General features: G+C 45.4%; 2 protein-coding genes. Both read left to right on the top strand.

Annotation, left to right across the window (positions count from 1 at the left end; genetic code table 11):
* Nucleotides 1-133: 133 nt before the first annotated feature.
* Nucleotides 134-277: a hypothetical protein gene (locus KDK14_RS19435; RefSeq protein ID WP_257266864.1), complete on the top strand. Its 144-nt coding sequence runs from the start codon at nt 134-136 to the stop codon at nt 275-277.
* Nucleotides 278-420: 143 nt separating this feature from the next.
* Nucleotides 421-666, top strand: a complete 246-nt coding sequence (locus KDK14_RS19430) for a hypothetical protein (protein WP_257266863.1) — start codon at nt 421-423, stop codon at nt 664-666.
* The last annotated feature ends 495 nt before the right edge of the window (nt 667-1,161 follow it).

Genomic DNA, 1,161 nt, shown 5'->3' with positions numbered 1-1,161 from the left:
GGTACTGCAACGGGTTATCACGAAGTACTGACAGTATAAACACAACCTGCCAACACCTTATCCACAGACTTATTCCGGTAAAAGCGAGGGCGTATATTTATTCCTGGGCTCAGTCAGGGAGGAAGTAGAGTCGTTGGTACTGAAGCTTTATGGACCGGACTACGCCAGGCAGCAGCAGTTGAAGAAAAGACAGGATAATATTGACCGGGAGATTCGCAAGCTTAAACGACGCAGCAAAGCTCTGGAGAAAGAGCGGTTATCAGTTCCTGATCAGTAATAACAGAATTTGCAATGCTTCGAACCTGTCTTACATTTGATTGTGGTGTCAGCGAACAATGATCAGGAGGCGGTAGTGAAAATCCCCCGGGCCATAAAGAAGAATGTTGCGAATATTATTGACAGGTTTAACAAGGAGAATGGTTGTCAGTATCAGGAAAGATACCGGGGGGGGAATATCTGTATCTCGATAAAATTGACACCCATGGGGCGGGACAGATTTGCCGGTTGAAGTTTAACGGCAAAGAAGATGACTGGTCTTTTGCGATTTATAAATACTCCTCTCAACGATACGACAGTGAGGAAATATTCTTTCCTGGTGAAGAGTACGTGAATGGCACAGTAGAAAGTGCATTAAAGGCGGGACTGCTTACTTACTCACCTTATTAATCAGGGATACGTGTCGGGCTTTCTTGCGGGCTCCCTCCAATCCTATCGTCTCATGTCTATGGTCGCATTTGCTGCCGACTCTGTGGGTTTCTCCGGTTCCAATTCAAGATCCGCAATACCCAGAAACCAACCCACCTGCACTCGTTCGCAGAAGCTAAAATAAGAATGGGCAATAGTACTATCAGGAAGCATTTCTTAATGTTTACCCTGAGAGACTGCCTACGCGGCAACTGCTCCTGCGTTGCTCTGGCTCCTGCATCCATGCAGTCGTACTGTGACAGCAAATTGGTCTAAAGGAGCGGAAATTTTTAGTAAATAATCCACTATTCACTCAAAATTTCCTATTTTCTATCCTCAATTTTCAGCCATCCTCGTCACGACCGCTATTCTCGGACAGCCTCCCGGAGCAACGCAGGAGCAGTTGCCGAGAGTGCCTGCACAAAATATATGATTTCGTATGCCTTGCTAGTTAAATCAGATGATTAATAAACTTTT

It is taken from the genome of Endozoicomonas sp. ONNA2 (assembly GCF_024606365.1).
Lineage (GTDB): Bacteria > Pseudomonadota > Gammaproteobacteria > Pseudomonadales > Endozoicomonadaceae > Endozoicomonas.
The sequence above is the reverse complement of the archived record's forward strand: the minus strand, read 5'-3'. Positions and strand labels throughout refer to the sequence as shown.